Below are 20,455 nucleotides of genomic sequence, written 5' to 3' on the forward strand. Positions count from 1 at the left end.
AGATATTTTCCGCAGATGTGTTTCGACCCACGTCTGCGGTTTTTTATTTGGTACCCGCTAAGCACTCAGCTTGGTCGTCGTAGTTGTTTTTGCATGATTCAATTTGAGGGTTAAGGGTTAATAAATAGCTTTTATCTTTTAAGGTAATACGATGATTTTTTTGCCTTCTATGCGGAAGTGTATGTTTTTGTAAGCTAGTATCTCGGCAATTTTTGAAGCATTAACATTGCGGTAGATCTCGCCCGAGAAACGGCGACTGGTAATTTTGCCTTCATAACTAATATCCACATCATACCAGCGCGATAGCTGCTTCATCACGGTTTGTATGTTAGCATCCTTAAACTTGAACAGGCCCTTATGCCAGGCTACGGCTTCGTCAACATCAACTGTATTTACATCCATATTGATATCGTCAATTACCGATTGCTGTCCAGGCTTCAACATCGCTATGCGGCCGTTGCGGCTTACACGCACGCTGCCTTCAAGTAAAGTGGTTTTTATAGCTGCTTCATCCGTGTAAGCGTTAATATTAAAATGGGTACCCAGTACTTCAACAGTTTGCCCGTCAGCCGTAACACGGAAAGGTTTGGCCGCGTTATGGGCTACCTCAAAATAAGCCTGCCCGGTAATGCTCACCGCGCGCTCATTACCAATAAACTCAACCGGGAAAGTTATAGATGAAGCGGCATCCAGCCAAACCTTAGTACCGTCTGACAGAGTAAGTGGGTACTGTCCGCCCCGCGGGGTAGTCAAAGTATTATATACCAATTTGCTGTCGTTTGCTTCAAGCTCTCCATTGTAGATCAGCTGGCCGTCGTCAGTTTTGTTAATGACAATGCTGCCCTGGGTAGCAACCCGGCCTCTATCGGCACCGGTTATATCAATTTGCTTACCGCCCGCAATGGTTAGTATAGCTTTGTCGCGGCCCGGTAACAGGTCTGGTTTTGCTAGCGCGATGTTTTGTTGAGGTTCAGGTTTATTGCTTAGGTAGTAGCCACCCGCTAATACACATAAAACAACGGATGCCGCAGCGATCCATTTAGGCCATGAGGCTCTGCGTGTTGTTGGTTCAGCTTCGCTATAAATATGGCTTTGGATATTTTGATAAACCTCGTCCAGGTCATCCTGTAGGGAAGCATCATGCTGCGCTTGCTGCGCGAGCGCTTCGTCAATATGCGCCTTTAGCTCATCGGCGTTGCGGGTATCTTTAAAATAGGCCAGCAGTTCCTCAATTTCTTCAGGACTGCATTGGTTGTTTTTATACTTTTCAAAAAGGCGGTTGATGTTATCCATGCCATGTGTATTTATAGTAAATACGCTTGGCAAAAAATTAACAACTACTTAATTTGAAATAAATATTAAAAAATCAGGAGGGAGAAACTGATGAGTATAGTAACCGCCTTATAATTTACCAGCATGCTCCTTATTTTGCGGTTGGCTTTTACAATGTGATTGTTTACTGTAGATAGCGAAACATCCAACTGGGCACTTATTTCCTGGTGGCTTTTACCTTCCAGTTTGTTCAGGGTATAAACTTCGCGGCATTGGTGGGGCAGGGTGTTAACCGCGGCCTGCAGTAGCTGGCTGCTTTCTTTGTAGCTCAGCATTTCTTCAATGTGGGTGTAAAATTCGAAGGCGCTGGTCAAAAGTTTGTGCTTTGCTTTTCTATCTAACGAAACCTTGCGGAAATAATCATAAACCATATTACGGGCCATGATGAACAGGAAGGATTTGAACGAGCGGTTAACATCTATCTCTTCGCGGCGTTCCCAAACTTTTAAATAAAGGTCTTGTAATAGTTCTTTGGCTACCTCGTTATCTTTTACCAGTTGCCTGATATTGCTCAACAGCATTTTACTGTGCAGCTTATACAGGGTGTTGAAGGCTTCTTCATTCCCTTTTTTAAGCTGCTGCAGAAATAAAACGATATTAGCGTCGGCGCCGGTTTCCATTTAAATTAATTAGTAAAAAAGTATTGTATTTAAAGCAGCCTGCGAAGCTGTGTTGGTTGTATGATAAGTGCAATTGCCTGGTAAACAATTGCTGCCTTACACGTATTGCCTGGTTGGTCGAAGCGTATCAGCAAAACGCATAATCCAAATATAAACCATTGAAAAAGTGAAGCGCTGCTACATTATTTTACATTGCTGATACTATTTTACCGAACTGCTGGCAGCCTGCCCCGAACGAAAAATATAACCAACAAAAAAGCCTTCAGTGATATCACTGAAGGCTTTCTGTATTTAGGAAGATGACTAATTAATCATCCGCATATTTATTAGGGTGGTTGGCCACATTGTCTTTAAACTTTGGTCCTTTAGGGAACACCTGGTGGCTATCGGCCCATTCCAGCCATTTTTTACCCAAACTGGCAACAATATCCGCATGCTGCGCGGCAACGTTATGTTTCTCGCTGCGGTCGTGTTCCAGCTCATACAACTCCCAATCGCGACCTATGGCCGGTTTGGTCAACTTCCAGTTTTTGTAAGTGATAGCGCAGTGGCCTTCGTGTTCCCAATACAGATACTCGTGGGTTTTGCCTTTACCGGTGGTAAGGGCAGGTATCATGCTTATGCCCTCGGTTGGCGTAATTTGTCTGCCTTTATAAGTTGTGGGATATTTGGCACCACCTGCATCGGCAACAGTCGCCATCAAATCAATAATATGATAAGGCGTGGTGTTAAATTTGCCCACATCTTTTTTAATCATAGCCGGCCAGTAAGCCACCAGCGGTGCAGATATACCGCCCTCGTAAGTTTGGTTCTTGTACTTTTTAAACGGCGTGTTTGATACGTTGGCCCAGCCTAAACCGTAGGATATGGCGCCATATTTCTCACCATCATTAATAGCAGCCATTTGTCCGCCGCCCAGTTCCTGGTAAGGTTCGGCACAAGCGCCATTGTCAGACATGAACATGATCAGCGTATTGTCCAGCTTTTTTTGTTGTTTAAGCTTGGTTATCACTTTGCCTATGTTTAAATCCATGCGGTAAACCATGGCGGCGTACACGGCCATACGGTAGGCTACGTTTTTTTGCTGCTCTTCGGTAAGCTGTGCCCATGGGCGCATTTCGCGTTCAGCAGGAGCCCAGTCAGGTTTCGTTAGGCCCATGGCTACCTGGCGCTTAACACGCTCATAGCGTATAGAGTCCCAACCTTTTTTTAAGTATTTATCGCCCATTAATTTAATGTCCGCTTCGCGGGCCTGTAGCGGCCAGTGCGGCGCGTTAAAGGCCAGGTACATAAAAAATGGCTTGCTGTCTTTTTGCTCGGCAATATATTTAACGGCATTGTCGCCAAAGGCATCAGTAGTATAATATCCTGCCGGGAAATCAAATTGCATCGGCTGGTTATCGGTAGTTATGCCACGTGGCGCAAATGGGTGAAAGTAACTTGAAGCGCCGCAAAGTATACCATAATAACGCTCAAAGCCACGTTGCAGCGGCCATTTCTCTTGCCCGTGCATGCCCACGTGCCATTTGCCCGACATGTAAGTGTGGTAGCCGGCGGTTTGCATTACTTCGGCAATGGTTACAGTGTTTGGCGTTAAAAAGCCACGATAGCCGGGTACACCTTCGTCGTGCGCGTCAACGCGTTCCGGGTCTTCGGCCATGTCGCCAATACCGGCCTGGTGCGGGAAAAGGCCCGTTAGTAACGAAGCACGCGTAGGGCAACAGCGACTGTTATTATAAAACTGCGTAAGCCTAACGCCGCCTTTGGCCAGCATATCAATATTTGGTGTCGGTATTTCGCCGCCGTAGCAGCCAATGTCCGAAAAGCCCATATCATCCGCCAGTATTATAATAACGTTTGGCTTTTTAGCTGCCGTTTTTTGGGCAAATGTGGTTAAAGTTGGTATGGTTAACGTGCAAAGGGTAAGCGCGCCTAAAATGGTTTTTCTCATAACAATACTAAGGTAGTAAACAGTATGCTAATTGTAACCCGCTTTATAATGCCGCGCAGCGGATTGAGACATTTCGTCTACGCCCTCATCAAAAATTTGAGACAATTTGACTAATGCCCTGCCGTGCTTTTTTTAGGCGCAAACAGTTTTTTAACTACAGCCATAACCGCAACAGCCACAAGCCCCACAATAAAGCCCGCCGCTATCTCGCGCAGCATAGATGGTACATCAGGCAATACGTGGTGCAGGTATTCAATATTATGCACAAATATCCCACCCGAAACCAATACCAGCGCGGCCGTGCCTACAACGCTTAATACCCGGATCACTATCGGCAGCATTTTTACCAACAAGCCACCTAATGCTGCTATTATACCTTTGTTTTTAGCCAACGTCATTAGTTTAAAGCCCGCATCATCCATGCGTACTATCAACGCTACTATGCCATAAACACCTATGGTGGCTAACAGCGCCACGGCGGCAACGGTTGCTATTTGTACGGTAAGGGTTTCATCGGCTACGCTGCCTAAGGCTATAATTACAATTTCTATAGATAGGATAAAGTCGGTAGCTATGGCGCCTTTAACTTTGGTTTTTTCGGCGTCCTGGTCGTTCTTGGTGTTTTCCTTAATTACCTCATGGGCCTTTTTATCGCGGTGAAAAAGGAACTCGATGATCTTTTCAACTCCTTCATAGGCCAGGTAACATCCGCCTAAAACCAAAATAATTTTAATGGCCGCGGGTAAAAAGGCGCTTAGCAGCAGCGCAACAGGCACAATAATCAACTTGTTAATAAGCGAACCCTTGGTAATGGCCCACAGCACCGGCAACTCGCGCGAGGATAGGAAGCCCGTAGCTTTTTCGGCGTTAACGGCCAGGTCGTCGCCCAGTATGCCGGCTGTTTTTTGCGATGCTATTTTGGTGGTTACGGCCACATCGTCCATTAACGAGGCGATGTCATCTAAAACTGCGAAAATACCTGATGCCATTTTAATGTAGATCGTATGGTGGAAAGATACCAACTAAACAGCAATATTGCCCGGCTGTTTTGGTTTTTTACGCTTCCGCGCGATAGGGCACTAGTTTGCGAAACCATAAAAATCTCGTCACAAAAGCACATTTCGGCTTTTTAGTTTTATATTCAGGCCGTTGTAAACCAAATACTAAGCCATGATGAATATCCACAAGCTAAAGGTGGCACTGTTGCCGGTGCTTGGCGCACTTTTTCTTACCAGCGCCCTGCACGCTCAAAACCCGGTATCAAGCATTGAACGTTATAGTCCTGCGCTGGATGCTGTAATTAAAAAGGATGCCAAAGTTGAAGTGATCATGGATGGCTTTAGCTGGGTAGAAGGCCCGGTTTGGGTGGAGAGCCAGAAAATGCTTTTGGTATCAGACGTATTTGGCAATACCATTTACAAATGGACCCCGGCCGGAGGCAAACAAAAGTACCTAACACCATCAGGCTATACGCAAGCCGTGAAACGCGGCGGCGAAATAGGCTCTAACGGTTTAACGCTGAACGAAAAAGGCCAGCTGCTACTTTGCCAGCATGGCGACAGGCGCGTGGCTTTAATGGATGCCCCGGTTGGCAAGCCTGAGCCTAAGTTTATCACCCTGACCAATAATTACAATGGCAAAAAGTTTAACAGCCCTAATGATATTGTAATAAGCCCCAAAGGCGACATTTACTTTACCGACCCACCTTACGGCCTCGAAAAAAACATGGACGACCCGGCCAAACAGCTGCCTTACCAGGGCGTGTACCGCATAGCCAAAAACGGCAAGGTTACTTTATTGGTTGATACCATTCCGCGCCCTAATGGCCTTGCTTTTTTCCCCGGTGGGAAGCAATTACTGGTAGCTAATTCTGACGGGAATAAACCTTACTGGTATATTTATGATGTGAAACCGGATGGCACCTTAAGCAATGGCCGTAAGTTTTTAGATATTATGGAGGCTTATAAAAAAGAGCCCCGTGGTCCGGATGGTTTTAAGATCGATAATAAAGGCAATATATTTGCGGCAGGCCCGGGTGGTTTGTGGATATTTAATAGCAAAGGCAAAGCCATTGGCAGGATAAAGGTGAACACCAACACCTCCAACTGCGCTTTCACACCCGATTATAAAACACTGTTCATTACAGCCAATCACCATGTATTAAAGGTGAATTTGCGCTAAACTGATATATAAAAGCATGTCTACACTACAACAAATATTACAACACCAGATCGTAGCAATCGTGCGCGGTGCCGACCCGGCCGCTGTAGTGCACATAGCCAAAGCATTGAACGAAGGCGGCATAAAAATACTGGAAATTACCATGAATTCCGACGAGCCGCTGCGCGTGATCCGCGAGGTAGCCGATGCCCTTGGCGACCGCATGATCATAGGCGCGGGCACCGTGCTTGATGCCAAAGGCGCACGTGATGCCGTAGAAGCCGGTGCCAAATTTGTGCTATCGCCCATAGTAAGCGAGGAAGTTATTAAAGCGGCTAAGGAACTGGGTGTGATAAGCATTCCCGGCGCTTACACGGCTACCGAAGTATACAACGCGCACCGCATGGGCGGCGATATTATAAAAGTATTTCCTGCCAGCGGGCCGGGATATATTAAAGATCTGCGGGCACCTTTGCAACATATCCCATTGCTGCCTACCGGCGGCATTACCCCGCAAAACATTGGCGAATTTAAAAAGGCCGGCGCCGTAGGTTTTGGCATTGGCAGCGCGCTGGTAAATACCCGCGAGGCCATTACACCTGAATACCTGGCCCAATTGACAGAAAAAGGCCGGGCATTTGTTGCAGCCCTTCAGCAATAAGCATGGACAAGTTTTTAAGCTGCGACTGGGGCACCACATCATTTCGCCTGCGGCTGATTAAAGCCGGTACGCTGCAAGTTATTGCCGAAGATAAACACGACCAGGGCATAGCCGCCACTTACCGCCAATGGCAGGAGCAAGGCAGCGTAGCTGATGAACGGACAGGTTTATATACGGCCGTGATCAAACAAAGCATTGCAAGGTTAAGTGCTAAAACCAGTGAGTCTTTAAAAGGTATCCCGGTAATGTTATCCGGCATGGCATCGTCAACCATTGGTTTGATGGAACTTCCTTATAAGCAACTGCCTTTTAATATAGACGGCAGCGATCTGGAGGTGAACACAATTAAGGATGGAGATAACCCGCTTATCATTATATCAGGCGCATGTACTGAAGATGATGTTATGCGCGGCGAAGAAACCAAGATAGTAGGATGCGCGGCTTCATTGCCGGCAACTACTCAGGAACGTTTGCTATTGTTACCCGGCACGCATCCCAAGCATATTTATATTAAAGGCGACCAGGTTACCGGTTTTCAAACTTACATGACCGGCGAGTTTTTCGACCTGCTGAGTACACGTAGTATACTGGCTGCATCGGTAACGGCAGGAGGCGACCTATCGGCCCCGCCAAACCGTGAAAGCTTTATAAACGGCCTTAAAGCAGGGCAAACTACCAACCTGTTGCACGCCGGTTTTATGGTGCGCACTAACCAGGTGCTTCAGCAAATGCCTCCACAACAAAACTATTTTTATTTAAGCGGTTTGCTAATAGGTGCGGAATTGAAAGACATTAACTCGCAAACAGAAATTGTTTTAGTTGGCGGAGCAATACATACACCGCTGTATGCTTTGGCTTGTGAGGCTTTGGGTTTAAGTGTTTCGCAGGAGATTGATGCGGATGAGGCTTTGGTGAAAGGGCAGGGGGTGATGTTGGGGAGGGTGTGATATTTAACCCTAATCTACCACCACGTCATTGCTTCGTTCCCGCAATGACGCGGGAGGGGCGTTTTACTTCCGCTTCGCTTTCTCCACCGCCCGCTCATATTCCTCCAAACTTTTATCCAAATCTTGCCCGTTGTTATGCACCTTCTCGCAGAAAACTTTGCAGGCTTCGGGGTTTTCGGCGTCGAGGCATTGGGGTTCGCAGTCTTTTAGGGTGTTGCGGGGGATAAGGTTGTACAAGTGTGTTACGGTGAAACCTACGCCAACAAATGTGGTAAACACCAGGGCGAAAAACCAGATTGGGAATTTGTTGCTTTTGGCAACTGCGGGCATTGCAGGTGGATGGTTAAACGGAAATAGGTATTTGATCTTTTCATAATTCCAACACAGCAGATACACGCAGGCAATAACCATCAGCGGAGAGGTAAGCGCCGAACCTTCGAACCGTACCGCCCACGATAGCATAAAAATGTTAAAGATGATGGGCAGGTAAATAAATACGCCCAACACTACCGTGCGCGGTATCAACAATAAAACAGCCGCCAGCACCTGTGCATAGCCAATAAACGGATAATAAAAGCCGGTGTGATGCAGCGCCTCCAGGTAATGCCCCATGGGTTGGTTATTATGCAGATCGGTAAAACGTTCGCCTATAATTTTTACGTAGCCTGCACCAAAGAAACCTGCTGCCAGCGCCAGGCGTGTAAAGGTGGTAAAGTAACGCATCCATTTGTTGCTTCTTACTTCGGCGTGCAGCTGATCTAGTTTTGTAGAGATATTCATTTGTAAAAAGTACTTTGAAGTGCAAAGTTAAATAAGTTTAAGTTTCATCCAAATATTTCTTGCATCAAATTTAAAAGCATAAAAAAAGCGGACTGATCAGGTCCGCTTTTTCATTCATTTAACTAAGCATTTAGAAGCCCGGATTGTTAGGTAACAGTTTCGGGTTTACGTCAATTTCCTGTTTAGGTACAGGGAATAGCAGGTTCTTTTCAGCAAAGGTGGCGTTGAATACGGTTTTATGGCCAACAAAGTCCTCAAACAAACCTGTTGCATCATTACGCACTTTGCGGGTACGGATCATGTCAAACCACATTTTATTTTCAAAGCATAGTTCCAGGTAACGCTGGGTCCATACTTCCTGCTCAAAGGCGGTTTGGCTTAAAGCCGGTAGTGGTACAGCAAGGCTGGCGCGGGCGCGTATTTGCTCTACATAACCCCTGGCAGTAGCATTCGGCGCGCCGTCTGCCCGGTTTTGTGCTTCGGCATACATCAGCATTACGTCAGCCAAACGATACAGGGTAAAGTTCAGATCAGAACGTGTAGTTACCTTTATCGCGTTAGCATCATAAAACTTATAAATGTAAGGATGGGTAAACGTCACTGTACTGTTATCAGTTGGGTTGGTATCGCTGCTGTAAAAAAACTGTTTTTCAGCGCGACGTTTATCACCCGCAGGGAACGATGCCAGGAACTGTGCTGTTGGCCATACTGATCCATACTCATCGGCATACTTTGATGTTTTGGAGAAGTTAGGAACCATTAGCGGGGTAAGCGGGTTGGTAGATGGGATAGCTGCCGCGTACTGTACCTGGAAGATAAATTCGCCGCGATTTTTGTTGGCGACGTTTATCATGTCGGTGTACTGAGGAAATAAGGTGTAACCACCGTTGGTAACCACATCTAACGAACGTTTTGCCGATTCGGCATAGGCAGGCGCTCCGCCGTTTATGGCTGCACCGGCATAAGTTAAATAAACGTCTGCCAGTATTGATTTTACCGCCGCCATGTTAACCAGGCCGGTAGCATCTTTCCATGGCAGGGTTGATTTTTCAGCCTCTAACAGATCCGGAATAATTACTTCATCATAGATCTGTTTAGCCGGGCTACGCGCCACCTGTAACGACGGAATATCGGTAGCTACCTTAGTTACTTTCGGCACCGCGCCATACATACGCACCAGGTAAAAATAGTACAGGGCACGCAGGGTACGCGCTTCGGCTATCATGTTTGCTTTTTGCGCGTCGGTAAAACCAGGCGCCACAATGGTCGGCAATTTTTCGATAGCCAGGTTAGCGCCACCAATACCCTGGTAAAGCTGTTGCCACCAGGTATCAAAGTAAAACGATGTTGCGTTGTAACTTAAATTCTGGAAGTTTACAAAGCCGGTTTGGCCCAGATCGGTATTGGCTTTACCGGTCATAAACTCCATTAAGTTATAGGTGTTACCGCCGTATGATGCCGGCTGACCGGTAATTAAACCCTGTAAATTTTGATAGGCGCCGTTGGTAAGCGCGCGTGCCACCTTGGCGCTGTTAAGGTCAGATCCCGGGCCTAAAAAGGTTGTTGGCTTTTCTTCCAAAAACTTCTTGCACGAGCTTGAAACCAGTACGCAGGCTATAATTAATATACTTTTTAATGTTTTCATGTTAATACAATTAATGTTTTAAAACTTCTTTTTGGGTTGATGTTTAAATGAATTAAAAACCAACCTGTACACCCAGGTTCCATACGCGTGGGCGAGGTACCGAGTAGAAGTCTAAGCCTTGTGATAAATTGTCGTTACTACCAAAACCGCTGTTGTAGGTATCAACCTCCGGATCGTAACCGGTGTATTTGGTTATGATGAAAAGGTTTTGTACACCGGCGTAAACACGCAGGCGGGTCATGTTTAGTTTTTTAACAAATTTGTCTTCAAAGGTGTAACCCAAAATAAAGTTCTGGCCACGTACAAACGATCCATCCTCAACCCACCAGGTATCAAATTTCGAGTCCTGCGCGTATTTGTAGTTACGCACCTGTGATATCATGGTGTTTTGATTGCTTGGAGTCCATGCTTGTAAAACGGTTGCCAAACTGTTGGCGATGGTTTGCCTGTCTTCGGCCGCGTGTTTAAAGTTAGCCGCGGTGTTTACACCTTGTACAAAACGGATATCGAAGGCAAAATCCCAGTTTTTAAACTTCATGGTACTGTTAAAGTTACCGGTCCATTTTGGGTAAGCCTGGCCAATAATGCTCAGGTCAGGAGCTCCGTTAGTGTACAAATATTTACGGTCACCTGGTTTAAAGCCACGTGATGCTGCCAGGGCCGTTTCTGAAGGGCTATCGCCATAGGTACCCAAACGGGTTTGGCCGTAGAACGAGCCGATAGGGTAGCCAACACGCAATATGTAGTTTTGACCTAAGAAGTTAGGGCCCGGGAAAATATCGGCATTGCCATTATTCAATTTTAAAACTTTGTTTTGATTGGCCGTAACAAGGAAGGTGGTATTCCACTGGAAGTTATCCGACTTGATATTGGTGGTATTCAACGTTAACTCCACACCCTGGTTGCGCACCGAACCCACGTTTTGGTAAACGTTGGCGGTTACTAAACCGGCCGACCATGGGATTGGTGTTTGTAACAACAGGTCGTTGGTGGTACGGTTGTAATAATCCAGGTCCATGTTGATCCTGTCGCCAAATAAACCTAACTCAATACCCGCGTCATACTGGGTGGTTTTCTCCCATTTCAGATCGGGGTTACCCAGATAGCCCGGGCGAAGGCTTATTACTGCCGCGCCGTTTTGCGGGGTTTGCCCGGTTACGTATTGTGCCAGCGAACGGTAGTTGGCAAACTCCTGGTTACCGGTAACACCCGCGCTCACTCTTAATTTTAAGTTGGAGATGGTGGCGTTATCTTTCAGGAATTCCTCTTGTGATATTCTCCAACCGAAGCCTGCAGACGGGAAGAACGCGAATTTATTTTTGACACCGAAGCGCGATGAACCATCATAACGACCGGTAGCGGTGAACAAATATTTCTCCGCCAGGGTATACGAGAAACGACCGAAAACAGAATTTAGCTGGTTTGACTGATTGTCAGATTCTGAAGCGCTACGCAGCGAGCCCGCGTTGAGGTTGGTATAGTTAAAAAAGTCTGAAATAAAGTTTTGCGTTTCGGCCCGTACACGCTCGTTAAGCTGTTTGCTCAATGAGAAACCTAATAAAGCCGTAAACCTGTTGTTTTTGTCGATGGTTTTATTCCAGGTCAGGTAGTTTTCAGATTGCCAGTAAGTATCCGCGTAAGCGTTAATATTGGCAATACCACCCTGGTCGGCAGATAAGTGCTGCAGTGTTTGGCCCGCGTAAAAGTTATTTTTACGGTTGTTTAATGATGCACTGAAATCTGTTTTAAACTCTAACTCATCGGTAATTTTAAAGTTTAGGTAGATGTTACCCAAAGCCTGCGCCGTGTTGTTGATGGTATAACGATCATTAGCGATGTGGATAGGGTTAGGGATACCTTCCTGGCCGGCAATATCAAAGCTACCTGCATAGGTGCCATTAGCGTAGCGGATAGGAATGATAGGCACCGATTCAATAACCGAACGCGGAACGTTCAAACCTCCGTTACCATCAGTAACCATACGCTGACGGCTTGATACCACGTTGATGTTACCACCTACACGTAGCCATTTTTTAAGGTTGTTATCCATGGTCATTTTAACCGAATAGCGTTTAAAGGCCGATGTTGGCGCCAAACCTTTTTGGTTAAGATAACCCAGCGATAAGCTGTATTGCGATTTTTCGTTACCGCCCTGTATGTTTAACTGGTGGTTTTGCGAGAAGGCCGGTTTCCAGGTTTCTTTCTCCCAGTTGGTATCATACAGCGGCTGGTTATTGGTATCAAACAATTGCGGGTAGTTGGCATAGTTTAAAGCCTTAGGTGGTACTTGTACCTGGTTGGTAGGGTCAAACTTAGCGCCGTTGGCAAATGCCTGGTTGTACACGTCAATAAACTGGCGGGCGTTTAAGGTAGGCATGTGGCGATAGTTTTCGCTAACGTTAAAGTTGGCTTCGTAGCCGATGGCGGTTGTACCGTCGCTGCGACCGCGTTTGGTGGTAACAATGATAACACCGTTGGCGCCACGCACACCGTAAATAGCGGTAGAGGTCGCGTCTTTCTGTACTTCTATAGAGGCAATATCATTAGGATTAATGGTATTGATATCCACACCAATTACACCGTCAACTACATAAGTAGGATCGGTACGCGAGGAGATGGAACCAATACCCCTGATACGTACCTTGGCAGGTGCACCCGGCGCGTTACTGTTAACGCTAACGTCAACACCGGCGGCTTTACCTTGCAGGGCCTGCGATACGTTTGGCACGGGGCGGTCGTTCAAGCGGTCAGACTTTACGCTGCTTATAGCTCCCGTTAAGTCTGACTTTCGGGCCGTACCGTAACCGATAACTACGACCTCGTCAAGGGCTTTAATATCGGCGCCCAGTTTAACATCCAGCGTAGTTTTACCGGCGGCGCTAACTTCTTGTGTGGCGTAGCCGACAAATGTAAATACCAGTATAGCATTGGCATCAGGCGCCTGTATGCTGAAACCGCCGTTAACATCGGTTTGTGTTGCGGTTTGGGTGCCTTTGATCATTACACTTACACCGGGCAGGCCCGAGCCGTCCTTGGCATCAGTAACCTTACCGGTAATTGTACTCTGCGCCATCGATTGCAGGGACAGCAGCAGGAGTAACATCATCGAATAAATAAAATGTTTCTTCATAATTCTTTAGTTTCATGTTTTGTGTTGTAGAATTTCTTCTTCAGAATTGTTTGTGATTGTGATTGGAGCGAGTGGCTGCTAAGGCGGTTCGGCCCCGAAAAGTATGGGCAATACAAGGCCCGGTACCTTTACGATATTATTTTTTTTCATGGTGATGGATGGGTTACTTAGTCCTTTTTAAATAATTGGTTCTCGTGTTTTTCGTGAATAATAAAATCGGTTAATGGTTTTTATATAATTAATAGTGCAAAAAATTGGCGTGTTGGTTAATCAAAAAATTTGATCAATAGCTGTTGCCTTCCATGGAAAACAGAAGTGCAGTATAGGCTTATTAGGATACCTATTTTTAAATTGATGTTAATGAAGATTGGTAGAGCGTGTCAGCGAAAGGCGACCGTCGGCTTCATTATACTGGTTCGGCTTAATAACAAATAAGTTACGAAATGTTTTGCGTAACGGAATTTTTTTTGCGCAAAACTTATGAACAATATTGCGCAATAGTTTAATTTTTTCGTGATAAATTATTGATTATCAGGATTTAGGTCGTTGTGGAGATGGGTGTTGGAACAAGAAAAAAATTACAATACTTTCTTAAACATGTCATTTCGACCAACGGGAGAACTTACATATTTAATGTCATTGCGAGGAACGAAGCAATCGCACGCTGCTAAGTGAGCGACCTTTCTCCGTGCGATTGCTTCGCTACGCTCGCAATGACATATTTTTTATTCCTCCTCTGCGCTATTCTTCAACTTCATCAACAAAGCATAAGCATTTTTAAGCACCAGCTTTGTATCTGCGCTAACACCTGCGCCATCAATTTGCTGCATACCGCCGTTAGCAATGCCTGTTGTAACCGGCAGCATTTTAAAAGTATTATTCCCCGCGCTTGCAAAAACGTAATACTTGTCCTGCCAGCGCACTACGGCATCTTCGGCAACGGTTAGGCCTGTAGCGTTGTCAACTTCCACTTCGGCATTCATAAACATCCCCGGCAGTAAGTTGGGTTCCAATTTTTCAAAGTGGCAATGCACATCGGCAATGCGGTCCTCATTCAGGTTTTTGCTGATGAGGATGATTTCGGCTTCGTATTTTTTATCAGGCTGATCGTTCGTAAAAGCGATCACTTTCTGGCCGATCTTCAGCTTCGCTACATCTTTCTCAAACACATTCAAGCCCAGGTGAATATCCTTCGGGTTCACCAGCTCAAACAATACATCTGTTGGAGAGGTATACTTGCCAATATTCACATTCACCTTAGACACAAAGCCATCAAGAGGCGAATAAATGTTTACGCTTTTAGAAATACTGTTAGCATCTAAGCGTAGCGGATTGATGCCTATCAGTTCCAGCTTTTGGGCCAGAGCACGCATGGCTATGCGCTGAGTCTCCATTTCGGTGCGGGCCTGTTGCAACACTTTATCGCTGCTGGCTTTGCTGGCGTTTAATTCCTGCTGGCGTTTGTATTCAGTCTCTAAAAAGCTGAACCGTTCTTTGGCCGATAGGTAATCCTGCTGGATCTGGATAAACTGGATATCTTCTAAAACCCCTAATACCTGTCCGCGGTTAATGTGCATGCCGGGCAGCAGGTCGGTGCGTTTTAGGTAACCACCTAATGGGAAGCTTACACTGATGGTGCTTTGCGGCGGTACATCAATAGTGCCTTGCAGTTTTAGTACGCCGTTTAATTTCCCAGTAGTTGGGTTGCCAATTTCAATACCCGCGTTTTTAAGTTGTGTAGGGGTTAAACTGACGGTGGTGGTATCGGCAGGGGCTTCTTCTTTTACCTCTTCTGCCTGTTTTTTGCCGGTACAGGCAGCCAGCAATGCCGCTGCCAAGAGTACGATGCTATATTTTTTCATATGCTGTGATATGTTATTGGTTGTTTAATTTTTGTAATTGGATGATGGCGTGGTTGTAATTGCCTAGCGCTTCCAGGTATTCGTTACGGATGCTGATGGCCTGGTCGACCACGATCACCCATTGCAGGTAATTGATCTCGCCACCAACGAATTGTTTATCTGCGGTGGTGACGATCTGGCTGGCATTGGGCAGGCCCTGCGTTCTGTAATAATTCAGGCCGGTTTGATATTTAACCACCTGCTGCTGCTGATTTTGCAGCTCGGTACGTGTTTGGCTAAGCAGATACTGCGTACGCTGCTGCGCCTGCTGCCACTGCACCTTAGCCGCCGATGCCCTGGCCGATTGCGCCCCAAAAAACAAGGGAATCCCCACGCCCACATTCACATAATTAAACCTGCGACTGGTATTAAAGTAAGTATCCTGGCCGTTAATATTCTGATTACCGGCTATACTCTGGTTATTGTAACCCACTAGTAGGTCGGGCAGTAAACGGGCCTTTTCGGTTTGCCAGTTGTAGCGGGCGGCTTCGGCCTGGTGTTGCAGGGCTTTAACCTGGGGCAGGCCCTCGGTGCTGGCTGGCCCGCTTATCAGGTTACCCGCAGGCAATTGCACAGTATCAGTAACAGGCAGATGCTGCACGCTATCCTGCAATAAAAAATTAAACTGTTTAAGGCTCATAGCAATATCGCTGTTCAACATGTTTAGCTGGTTGGCTATTTGCTGGCGATGGAGTTGCGCGGTTGTCTTTTCGAGGATATTGCTCTCGCCAACCTTAAAGCGTAGCTCTGCCCGCTGGCCGAACAAGCTGTAAATACTATCGGCGTATTGCAATAACTTTTTCTTCTCGTTAAGTAATACTACCTCATAAAACAGGCGGCGCACTTCGGTTTTTATATCCAGACTGGTGGCCGCGCTTTGGGCTTGCGCGCCCAGGTAATTCTCGCGCAGGCTCTTTTTCTGATTACTGTAAACCGTAGGGAAGTTTATGGACTGGCTAATGCCTATCCGCGTATCATTCAAAACACTGTTCACCTGCCCGTATTCGGCAGTTAGCTGTGTTTTTGCAACATCAAAACCGGTTTTTTGTAAAAGTTTTCCGGCTTCCTCAGTCAGTTGGGCCTCGCGGACCTGCAGGTTTTTGCTTAACGCGATGCTGATGGCGTGGTTTAAACTCACGGGCTGCGGCTCCTGTGCTTTAGCCGCGCGGATTCCGGGCAGGCAAAGTACCAAAAGTGTCACCGCCACTTTGGGTGTTTTAATGCGCTTACCTTCAAATAGTAAATACAGGGCCGGTAGTACAAACAGGGTTAATAAAGTAGCCGTTATTAACCCGCCTATCACTACGGTGGCCAGGGGGCGCTGTACTTCGGCGCCCGCGCCATTGCTCAGGGCCATGGGTAAAAAGCCTAATGATGCTACCGCAGCCGTCATCAGTACCGGGCGCAGGCGGTTGCGTGTGCCTTGCATTACCAGTTGCAGGGTATCGGTTATGATGCCTTCTTTTTTAATACGGTTAAATTCGGATATCAATACAATGCCATTGAGCACCGCTACACCAAACAGGGCTATGAAACCCACCCCGGCCGAAATACTAAAAGGCATCCCCCTTAACATTAACGCAAACACCCCCCCAATGGCCGAGAGCGGAATAGCTGTATAGATCAACGCCCCTTCTTTAACCGAATTGAACGCAAAATACAGCATCACAAAAATCAGCAACAAAGCTACAGGCACCGCAATGGTTAAACGTTTTTTTGCCTGCTGTAAGTTCTCAAAAGCGCCGCCATAAGTAATAGAATAACCCGCAGCCATTTTTACCTTAGCATCCACCTTTCGCTGCAGCTCTTCCACTATGGACTGTACATCCCTACCGCGCACGTTAAAGCCAACGGTAATACGGCGCTTGGCGTCCTCACGCTGGATCTGGTTAGGGCCTTCCACCTCGTCAACCGAGGCAATTTGCGAAAGGGGGATCTGGTTGCCGGTTAGGGTTGATATCATCAGGTTTTGTACGTCCGACAGATTTTTGCGACCCTCATTACCCACACGTACCACCAGGTCAAAGCGTTTTTCGCCTTCGTAGATCTGGCCCGCGGCGGCACCGGCAAAAGCGGCATTTACGGTGCGGTTTATCTCGTCAATGTTCAGTCCGAATTTGGCTACCTCGGCGCGGTTATATTTGATCACTATTTGCGGCATACCGGTAACTTTTTCTACGTACCAGTCGGCCGTACCATCCACCGTTTTGCTGATGCTGCCAATTTGTTCCGCGTAACGCGACAGGGTATTCAGGTCCTCGCCATAAATTTTGCAAACCACATCCTGCTTGGCGCCGGTCATCAGCTCATTAAAGCGCATCTGCACCGGAAACTGGAAGCTCATACTCACTCCCGGCAGGGCATCATTAACCGTTGCCGACATTTTGGAGGCCAGCTCCTGGAAACTTTCGGCGCTGGTCCATTGTTTTTTGTCTTTCAATACAATGATCATATCGCCGCCCTCAATGGGCATCGGGTCGGTAGGGATCTCGGCACTGCCTATACGCGATACTATTTTTTCTACTTCGGGATACTTGTCCTTCAAAACTTTGGATAACTGTTGTATAGTATGGATGGTAGTGCTAAGATTGGTGCCTACCAGCAAACGGGTTTCTACAGCAAAGTCGCCTTCTTCCAATTGGGGGATAAACTCGCCGCCCATGGTGCCAAACAAAACTATCGCGACAGCGAATAAACCTATTGCGGCGCCAACTACCATTTTACGGAAGTGCAGCGCCCGGGTTAACCAGCGGTGGTACCAGTTTTCTAACTTCATCATTACCCTGTCGGCCAGGTTTGGCGTATGGCTAATTTTTTTGCTGATAAACATGGAGCTCACCATAGGCACATAGGTAAGCGACAGGATAAACGCGCCCAAAATGGCGAAGGCCACCGTTTGTGCCATAGGTTTAAACATTTTACCCTCGATACCCTGCAGCGACAGAATAGGCAGGTAAACGATCAGAATAATAATCTGCCCGAAAACAGCCGCGTTCATCATTCGCGAGGCGGAACCCGATACCTCGGCATTCATCTCATCCTGCGAAATGCTGTTAACATTAGCGTATTTTTTAGAGAAGTGAATGTGATGCAAAATAGCTTCCACAATTATAACGGCCCCATCCACTATCAAACCAAAATCCAAAGCGCCCAAACTCATCAGGTTGCCGCTTACGCCAAAGGTGTTCATCATAATAATGGCAAACAGCATAGATAGCGGGATAACCGAAGCCACTATCAGCCCCGCGCGCAAATTGCCCAGGAAAAGCACCAGCACCAGTACCACAATGAGGGCACCCTCCAGCAAATTGCTTTCCACCGTGCTGATGGCGTTATTCACCATTTTGGTACGATCCAGGAAAGGTTCGATGATGAGACCCTTGGGGAGGATCTTTTGTATTTCCGCCACGCGGCTTTTAACATTTTTAATCACCTCTGATGAGTTCTCACCCTTTAGCATCATTACAATGCCGCCGGTAACCTCGCCGGTATGGTTATAAGTTAAAGCGCCGTAACGGGTAGCCGAACCAATGCCTACGTTGGCAATATGGCGCACCAGCACCGGTGTGCCGGCAGCCGTGGTTTTCACCACTATGTTCTCAATATCATCAACGGTGCCGGCCAAACCCTCGCTGCGGATGTACAGCACCGTTGGGCCTTTTTCAATATAAGCCCCGCCGGTGTTTTGGTTGTTACTGTGCAGGGCGTTAAAAACATCGGTAATGGTAATATTCATGGCCTTAAGCTGGGTGGGGTTAACGGCCACCTCATATTGCTTTAGTTCGCCACCGAAGGTCGATACATCGGCCACACCTTTTGTACCTAAAAGCTCGCGGCGCACTATCCAGTCCTGCGTGGTACGCAGATCGGCCAGCGAGTATTTGTTTTCGTAGCCGGGTTGAGTGCGTAAGACGTATTGATATATATCGCCAAGGCCGGTGGTAACGGGTGCCAGTTCGGGCCGGTTGGCATTGTCTGGGATATCTACCTGTTGCAGGCGCTCGGTAACCTGCTGACGGGCCCAGTAAACATCGGCATCATCATCAAATACCACACTAATGGTTGACAGGCCGAAGCGCGATAAGCTGCGGCTGGTTATCAGGCCGGGTATGTTACTCATAGCCTGTTCAATGGGGAAAGTTATCAGCCGCTCAACATCCTGCGCGCCAAGGGCAGGGGCGGTGGTTATAATTTGTACCTGGTTATTGGTTATATCAGGCACGGCATCAATGGGCAGGCGGCTTACTTCAAAAATGCCGTACACAACCCATATTGCCATCAATAGGCCAATTACCAGTTTGTTTTTAACTGAAAATTGAATGATCTTATTCAACATGATTATTGCTGTAAAAAATTGCGGAATTATACCGGGCAGCTTTAAAGCGAAAACTCCAAAAAAGCAAACAAACACCGCGACTTATCAGCGTGGGGCTTACCGGTAATTAATAGAAATAAAATGCAATTTTAAGCGCATGGCGGCCTGAAGGGCGCAGCCAAAGCCGGATTGATATGGGCTTTGTAAGAATAGTTTGACGAAGGTTTAACAAATAACCGTGCAGTGGGTTTACAGGCAACAATTTTTACCAAAGGGTAAAATAACAGGTGCGATGGATGCGCGTCAAACTTTTTAAAGGGCAGTTCGGCGTCGCGATCGTTGTCCTTGTCATTATCGTCATCGCCCCAGTAGTGCATGGCTATGAATTTCATCAGGCTTACGCTGCTGTTTTGCTCCTTGTGTTCCGTATAATGCTGAAACAGTACAGGCAGCTTAAGCAACTGGTCCAACACGGTGTTGTCAGTCACTATCAGCATAAACATAATATAGATGAATGCCTTTTTCACTAACGCAAAAATAGTTTATCTGCCGGGCTTTGCAAGTAATACATACACAATGTGGTTATTATGTTTGAATTGTTACCGCATTAGTATTTAACTTAGCTTGTATGATACCCAAACTGGAAGGCTATTACGCCTCAAAGCCCGAACCTTACCAAAGCTGCCTGCTGGCCCTGCGCGATATTATTTTGGCGGCCGATGCGGACATCGTGCATGAGCGTAAATTCCAGATCCCATTCTTCAGCTACAAAAACAAAAAACTGGGCTACCTGTGGCTCAACGGCAAAAAACTAATGCTAGGCTTTTGCATTGATAAAAGTTTGCTGCCGCAGATAGAAGGCGTAAAGCCGAAAGACCAATATGAATCCTTCCGTATAGACCCCAATGCCGACCTGCCCATCGATCTGATCATGGAAAAACTAGACTGTTACCTGGGGCGTATTAACGGCATTTATAGGTAAATGACACGCGTGCCGTAAATATGCCGTAAAC

At 46.7% G+C, this 20,455-nt stretch carries 14 protein-coding genes; 4 read left to right on the forward strand and 10 right to left on the reverse strand.

What is annotated here, in order from left to right; all coding sequences use genetic code 11:
* Positions 1 to 138: 138 nt before the first annotated feature.
* From AC59JT_RS19870 to AC59JT_RS19885, 4 genes are all read right to left on the reverse strand, one after another.
* Positions 139 to 1,293, reverse strand: a complete 1,155-nt coding sequence (locus tag AC59JT_RS19870; protein WP_497402434.1) for a FecR family protein — start codon at positions 1,291 to 1,293, stop codon at positions 139 to 141.
* A 65-nt stretch (positions 1,294 to 1,358) separates the two neighbouring features.
* On the reverse strand, positions 1,359 to 1,952 hold the full coding sequence (locus AC59JT_RS19875; RefSeq protein ID WP_497402436.1) for an RNA polymerase sigma factor: 594 nt from the start codon (positions 1,950 to 1,952) through the stop codon (positions 1,359 to 1,361).
* A gap of 307 nt (positions 1,953 to 2,259) precedes the next feature.
* A complete protein-coding gene (locus AC59JT_RS19880) occupies positions 2,260 to 3,903 on the reverse strand; it encodes an arylsulfatase (protein ID WP_497402438.1) in 1,644 nt (547 codons plus the stop codon).
* Positions 3,904 to 4,013: 110 nt separating this feature from the next.
* Positions 4,014 to 4,892 carry a DUF808 domain-containing protein gene (locus AC59JT_RS19885; RefSeq protein WP_497402440.1) on the reverse strand — a complete coding sequence of 293 codons (879 nt, stop codon included), beginning with the start codon at positions 4,890 to 4,892 and terminating at the stop codon, positions 4,014 to 4,016.
* Positions 4,893 to 5,073: 181 nt separating this feature from the next.
* Here AC59JT_RS19885 and AC59JT_RS19890 point away from each other — a divergent pair, with 181 nt between their 5' ends.
* Genes AC59JT_RS19890 through AC59JT_RS19900 form a run of 3 tightly spaced genes read left to right on the forward strand, consistent with a single transcriptional unit; the run spans position 5,074 to position 7,671 of the window.
* Positions 5,074 to 6,084 carry an SMP-30/gluconolactonase/LRE family protein gene (locus AC59JT_RS19890; RefSeq protein WP_497402442.1) on the forward strand — a complete coding sequence of 337 codons (1,011 nt, stop codon included), beginning with the start codon at positions 5,074 to 5,076 and terminating at the stop codon, positions 6,082 to 6,084.
* Between the two features lie 16 nt (positions 6,085 to 6,100).
* Positions 6,101 to 6,724 carry a bifunctional 4-hydroxy-2-oxoglutarate aldolase/2-dehydro-3-deoxy-phosphogluconate aldolase gene (locus tag AC59JT_RS19895; RefSeq protein ID WP_497402444.1) on the forward strand — a complete coding sequence of 208 codons (624 nt, stop codon included), beginning with the start codon at positions 6,101 to 6,103 and terminating at the stop codon, positions 6,722 to 6,724.
* A gap of 2 nt (positions 6,725 to 6,726) precedes the next feature.
* The gene (locus AC59JT_RS19900; RefSeq protein ID WP_497402447.1) at positions 6,727 to 7,671 is read left to right on the forward strand and encodes a 2-dehydro-3-deoxygalactonokinase; all 945 of its coding nucleotides are present in this window, start codon (positions 6,727 to 6,729) and stop codon (positions 7,669 to 7,671) included.
* A 63-nt stretch (positions 7,672 to 7,734) separates the two neighbouring features.
* On the opposite strand, the gene AC59JT_RS19905 is transcribed toward AC59JT_RS19900, so the two are convergent.
* The 6 genes from AC59JT_RS19905 to AC59JT_RS19930 form a co-directional block, all read right to left on the reverse strand.
* Positions 7,735 to 8,451: a DoxX family protein gene (locus tag AC59JT_RS19905; protein WP_497402449.1), complete on the reverse strand. Its 717-nt coding sequence runs from the start codon at positions 8,449 to 8,451 to the stop codon at positions 7,735 to 7,737.
* A 130-nt stretch (positions 8,452 to 8,581) separates the two neighbouring features.
* Entirely contained in the window at positions 8,582 to 10,096 is a 1,515-nt protein-coding gene (locus AC59JT_RS19910) for a RagB/SusD family nutrient uptake outer membrane protein (protein ID WP_497402451.1), read from the reverse strand.
* Positions 10,097 to 10,148: 52 nt separating this feature from the next.
* Positions 10,149 to 13,226 (reverse strand): SusC/RagA family TonB-linked outer membrane protein, encoded by a 3,078-nt coding sequence (locus tag AC59JT_RS19915; protein WP_497402454.1) that lies wholly within the window; start codon positions 13,224 to 13,226, stop codon positions 10,149 to 10,151.
* Positions 13,227 to 13,951: 725 nt separating this feature from the next.
* The gene (locus AC59JT_RS19920) at positions 13,952 to 15,088 is read right to left on the reverse strand and encodes an efflux RND transporter periplasmic adaptor subunit (RefSeq protein ID WP_497402456.1); all 1,137 of its coding nucleotides are present in this window, start codon (positions 15,086 to 15,088) and stop codon (positions 13,952 to 13,954) included.
* Between the two features lie 13 nt (positions 15,089 to 15,101).
* On the reverse strand, positions 15,102 to 19,463 hold the full coding sequence (locus tag AC59JT_RS19925; RefSeq protein ID WP_497402458.1) for a CusA/CzcA family heavy metal efflux RND transporter: 4,362 nt from the start codon (positions 19,461 to 19,463) through the stop codon (positions 15,102 to 15,104).
* A 128-nt stretch (positions 19,464 to 19,591) separates the two neighbouring features.
* Complete coding sequence (locus AC59JT_RS19930) at positions 19,592 to 19,969, reverse strand: hypothetical protein (RefSeq protein ID WP_497402460.1); 378 nt, start codon at positions 19,967 to 19,969, stop codon at positions 19,592 to 19,594.
* Positions 19,970 to 20,070: 101 nt separating this feature from the next.
* Here AC59JT_RS19930 and AC59JT_RS19935 point away from each other — a divergent pair, with 101 nt between their 5' ends.
* A complete protein-coding gene (locus tag AC59JT_RS19935; RefSeq protein WP_497402462.1) occupies positions 20,071 to 20,424 on the forward strand; it encodes a DUF1801 domain-containing protein in 354 nt (117 codons plus the stop codon).
* Positions 20,425 to 20,455 lie beyond the last annotated feature (31 nt).

Source organism: Mucilaginibacter sp. A3364 (assembly GCF_059690715.1).

Excerpts from the sequence above, each read along its gene's own strand:
- AC59JT_RS19910 (WP_497402451.1), bottom strand. The coding sequence starts at position 10,096 with ATGAAAACATTAAAAAGTATATTAATTATAGCCTGCGTACTGGTTTCA.
- AC59JT_RS19935 (WP_497402462.1), top strand. The coding sequence starts at position 20,071 with ATGATACCCAAACTGGAAGGCTATTACGCCTCAAAGCCCGAACCTTAC.
- AC59JT_RS19895 (WP_497402444.1), top strand. The coding sequence starts at position 6,101 with ATGTCTACACTACAACAAATATTACAACACCAGATCGTAGCAATCGTG.
- AC59JT_RS19900 (WP_497402447.1), top strand. The coding sequence starts at position 6,727 with ATGGACAAGTTTTTAAGCTGCGACTGGGGCACCACATCATTTCGCCTG.
- AC59JT_RS19870 (WP_497402434.1), bottom strand. The coding sequence starts at position 1,293 with ATGGATAACATCAACCGCCTTTTTGAAAAGTATAAAAACAACCAATGC.
- AC59JT_RS19920 (WP_497402456.1), bottom strand. The coding sequence starts at position 15,088 with ATGAAAAAATATAGCATCGTACTCTTGGCAGCGGCATTGCTGGCTGCC.
- AC59JT_RS19915 (WP_497402454.1), bottom strand. The coding sequence starts at position 13,226 with ATGAAGAAACATTTTATTTATTCGATGATGTTACTCCTGCTGCTGTCC.
- AC59JT_RS19890 (WP_497402442.1), top strand. The coding sequence starts at position 5,074 with ATGATGAATATCCACAAGCTAAAGGTGGCACTGTTGCCGGTGCTTGGC.
- AC59JT_RS19905 (WP_497402449.1), bottom strand. The coding sequence starts at position 8,451 with ATGAATATCTCTACAAAACTAGATCAGCTGCACGCCGAAGTAAGAAGC.
- AC59JT_RS19880 (WP_497402438.1), bottom strand. The coding sequence starts at position 3,903 with ATGAGAAAAACCATTTTAGGCGCGCTTACCCTTTGCACGTTAACCATA.
- AC59JT_RS19885 (WP_497402440.1), bottom strand. The coding sequence starts at position 4,892 with ATGGCATCAGGTATTTTCGCAGTTTTAGATGACATCGCCTCGTTAATG.
- AC59JT_RS19925 (WP_497402458.1), bottom strand. The coding sequence starts at position 19,463 with ATGTTGAATAAGATCATTCAATTTTCAGTTAAAAACAAACTGGTAATT.
- AC59JT_RS19875 (WP_497402436.1), bottom strand. The coding sequence starts at position 1,952 with ATGGAAACCGGCGCCGACGCTAATATCGTTTTATTTCTGCAGCAGCTT.